General features: G+C 61.5%; 4 protein-coding genes and 1 pseudogene. 1 reads left to right on the top strand and 4 read right to left on the bottom strand.

The window, feature by feature from the left end:
* The 3 genes and pseudogenes from ENZ75_RS26065 to ENZ75_RS26075 form a co-directional block, all read right to left on the bottom strand.
* Window positions 1-230, bottom strand: a pseudogene (locus ENZ75_RS26065) (amino acid ABC transporter permease); the annotation flags it as partial.
* Between the two features lie 12 nt (window positions 231-242).
* Window positions 243-890, bottom strand: coding sequence for an amino acid ABC transporter permease (locus ENZ75_RS26070; protein WP_063167836.1), 648 nt, complete (start codon window positions 888-890; stop codon window positions 243-245).
* 64 nt (window positions 891-954) lie between these two features.
* Entirely contained in the window at window positions 955-1,737 is a 783-nt protein-coding gene (locus ENZ75_RS26075; RefSeq protein WP_063167837.1) for an ABC transporter substrate-binding protein, read from the bottom strand.
* A gap of 135 nt (window positions 1,738-1,872) precedes the next feature.
* Between ENZ75_RS26075 and ENZ75_RS26080 the strand changes: the two genes are divergently transcribed.
* Complete coding sequence (locus ENZ75_RS26080) at window positions 1,873-2,832, top strand: LysR family transcriptional regulator (protein ID WP_127224109.1); 960 nt, start codon at window positions 1,873-1,875, stop codon at window positions 2,830-2,832.
* 15 nt (window positions 2,833-2,847) lie between these two features.
* Here ENZ75_RS26080 and ENZ75_RS26085 read toward each other — a convergent pair whose 3' ends face one another.
* Window positions 2,848-3,264 (bottom strand): acyl-CoA thioesterase, encoded by a 417-nt coding sequence (locus ENZ75_RS26085; RefSeq protein ID WP_128278422.1) that lies wholly within the window; start codon window positions 3,262-3,264, stop codon window positions 2,848-2,850.
* Window positions 3,265-3,308 lie beyond the last annotated feature (44 nt).

Below are 3,308 nucleotides of genomic sequence, written 5' to 3' on the forward strand. Positions count from 1 at the left end.
AAATAGATCAGGAACAGCTGCAACAGCAGCGGCGTGCCCATGAACACCCACATGAGCGCGCGCACGGGATAGGCAACGATCTTAGGGGCGTAGAGCACGATGACCGCGAACAGGATGCCGCCGACGAAGCTGAGTGCGCCCGCCGAGACCGTCAGCACCGCCGTCCACCAGGCACCAATCAACAGAAGGTCCCAGTAGGGCGCGACGACGGTGAAATCCAAACCTTGCATCGTGCTCTCCGGTCAGACGATGGCGAAGCGTTTGTCGAGCAGGTCGACGATCCGCGCAACCGCGTAGACCATGATCATGTAGAGCAGGGCTGCAACGCCGAATATCTCGAACGGCTTGTAGGTGGAGCCGATGAAGCGCTGGGCGGTGTAGGTCAGTTCGACGACTGAAATGGTCGACACAAGTGCTGATCCCTTCAACAAAGCAACCGTATTGACCCCGAGCGGCCGGATCATCAGCCGTGCGGCCTGCGGCAGCACGACCTTGCGCAAGGTCTGGAAACGGCTGAAGCCTGTTGTGCGGGCGGCCTCCGTCTGGCCCCTGTCGACCGCGACCAGCGCACCACGGATCGATTCCGCCATATAGGCGCCGATGTTGAGACCGAGGCCGATAACGCCGGCGGCGAACGGCTCCAGATTGATGCCGATCTGCGGGCCGCCGAAATAGAGCACGAAGAGCTGGATCAGGCACGGCGTGCCGCGAAACAGGCTGACATAGAGCGTGCCGATGGTCCGCAGGATTGCCGATTTCGACATCTTGGCGGCCGCGGCCAATGAAGCAGCCGCGAGGCCCAGGATCAGGGCCAACACCGTGATCTCGATCGTCACCAAGGCGGCCTCCACGAAGAACGGGAAGACGCGCTGCATCAAGGAGAAATCCATGAAAGGGTCCAGCAGGAGTAACGCTCGGCTTCAGGCGGCTTTGCTCGCCTGAAGCCAGGAGAGATCAGCGGATGTCGCTGCCGACCCACTTCATCGAGATCTTTTCGTAGCTGCCGTCCGCCAGCATGTCGTCCAGCGCCTTCTGCATCGCAGCCTTGAGCTCCGGATTGTCCTTGCGGATGGCGATGCCGATGGCAACAGCGCCGCCTTCGATATCGGGCGTGTTGAGCTTGCGGACCTTCTCGCCCGTCTCCTTGACGGCAACCATGACCGGAATGTTGTCGACGACTATCGCGTCGACGCGGCCGGCCCTCAGCTCCAGCAGCATTTCCGGCAGGCCCTTGTAGGTACGGATATCCCAGCCACCCTTTTCGCGCGCCCATTTCTCATGCGTCTCGCCCAGCGTCACGCCAATGGTCTTGCCCTTGAGGTCGTCGAGGCTCTGCACTTTCGACTGCTCGCTGACGAAAACGGCGCGGCCGGCGTGGTAGTAAGGCCCGACGAAATCGACCACCTTTTCACGCTCAGGCGTGATCGTCATCGAGCCAACGACGGTGTCGTATTTGTTGGCGAGCAGGCCGGCAATGATGCCGTCCCAGGCCGTGGTGATGATGGTGCCCTTGACACCGATGCGCTCGGCGATGGCCTTGCCGATATCGGCGTCGAAACCGACGACTTCATTCTGGTCGTTGACGAAGTTGAAGGGCGGATACTGACCGCTCATGGAAATCTTCAGCTCGCCCGCCGCCTTGATCTTTTCGAGGTCGTCGGCCCTGGCCGAAACGGCAGTGAAGGTCGACGCAAGCAGCAGGGCCGCAACGGCGATGCCGGAAAATACTCTGTTCATCTGATTTCCTCTCCTCTGGATGGCGCGCAAGGTTTGTTCTTGGGAGGCGTGCAGACGCTTTCCTGTCATCAATGATTGCCTTTGCGGTATCATTGCGCAAATAGATAATGCGAATAGAGAGCATAGATATCAGGAATGGTACTTCCACGCCCCGAACGGCTGGTCTGGGATCTCGACTGGAACCTTCTGAGGACATTCGTCGTCATCGCGGAGGTGAAGGGCATCACGCGAGCTGCGGAGCGACTGAACCTCAAGCAACCCAGCGTCAGCAATGCTCTGCGGCGACTGGAGGACCGGGTGGGCCGGCGTCTGGTCGAGCGCGACGCGACGCGCTTCGAACTGACCGAGGTCGGGCGGCTTCTCTACGAGCAGAGCGTCGAGGTGTTCGGCACCATATCGCAGTTGCCGCTGCTGATGCGCGGCATCAGCGACGATGTTACCGGCCATGTGATGATCGCGACGGCAAGCCATGTCGTCTCGCCGCTCTTTGATCAGGCGCTGTCCGAGTTCCACAGCAACTACCCGCACGCCAGCATCACCATTTCAGTCGCAGCAAGCACCGAAGTCGCCAAGCAGGTGAGGGAGCGGCGTGCTTCCTTCGGCATCTGCCTGGTCAGCCAGCGCGATCCGGCGCTGGAATATGCGATGGTCTACCGCGAGTTCTTCGGCTTCTTCTGTGGGCCGCAGCACAGGCTTTACGGGCAAACCGGGCTGACGCTGACCGATCTCCGAGGCGAGCCCTCGGTATCGTTCCAGACCGACCATATCTCGGATGCGTTGCGGCCGGTCGCGCTGTTGCGCAGCGAGGCCCGGCTCAATGCCGATGTCGTCGGCGTGTCCTCGAGCCTGGAAGAGGTGCGGCGCATGATCGTCGCCGGGTTGGGCATTGGGCCGCTGCCGCTGCACGTCGCGCGGCGGGATGTGGCGGATGGAATGCTGTGGCGGCTGCCGCCCTATGACGCGCCGCCGGCCATCGACATCTTCCTGCTGGTCAATCCGGACAAGGTGATGAACCGCGCCGAGAAGGCGCTGCTGTCAGGGCTGCAGACGCTGATTGCCGACACGCCCCTCGATGACCGCATCTACATAGGCTGACGGGCGGAGACAGGCTTATTCGATCAAGAAGGCCGAAGAGCGGTCGCGCATCGGCTCGTCCAGAGCGACCGAGGCGCGCGCGGCAAGGTCGAAGCGCACGCTTGTCGGCAGGAGCGATGAGCGGACAATGCAGTCGAGCGAGCCCAACATCACCTGTTCGAAGGTGATGGAGGTGCGGCCGATCTTCACGACATGCGAGCGGATGGTGATGAGTGCACCGGCTTTCGTTTCATGCCGATAGTCGATTTCGGTGCGCACGTCGGCCCATCCGATCTGCGACGCCTGGTTGTCGTCCTGTCCGGCAATATGGCCGAGAAGCTGGAAGCTGGCATCATCGAACATCGCCGCGTAGTGACGCACATTCACGTGCCCCATCACGTCGCACATCCAGGGATGAGCGACGCCGACAAAGGTGACGAGAGATTTGCTCATGGGGATTTGCTCCGTGGCCTTCGACGATCGCGCAGACGCAATAT

It is taken from the genome of Mesorhizobium sp. M7A.F.Ca.CA.002.04.1.1 (assembly GCF_004022805.1).
GTDB lineage: Bacteria > Pseudomonadota > Alphaproteobacteria > Rhizobiales > Rhizobiaceae > Mesorhizobium > Mesorhizobium ciceri.

Bases quoted from the DNA above. Each gene is read 5' to 3' on its own strand.
- ENZ75_RS26075 (WP_063167837.1), bottom strand. From the start codon at position 1,737: ATGAACAGAGTATTTTCCGGCATCGCCGTTGCGGCCCTGCTGCTTGCG.
- ENZ75_RS26070 (WP_063167836.1), bottom strand. From the start codon at position 890: ATGGATTTCTCCTTGATGCAGCGCGTCTTCCCGTTCTTCGTGGAGGCC.
- ENZ75_RS26080 (WP_127224109.1), top strand. From the start codon at position 1,873: ATGGTACTTCCACGCCCCGAACGGCTGGTCTGGGATCTCGACTGGAAC.
- ENZ75_RS26085 (WP_128278422.1), bottom strand. From the start codon at position 3,264: ATGAGCAAATCTCTCGTCACCTTTGTCGGCGTCGCTCATCCCTGGATG.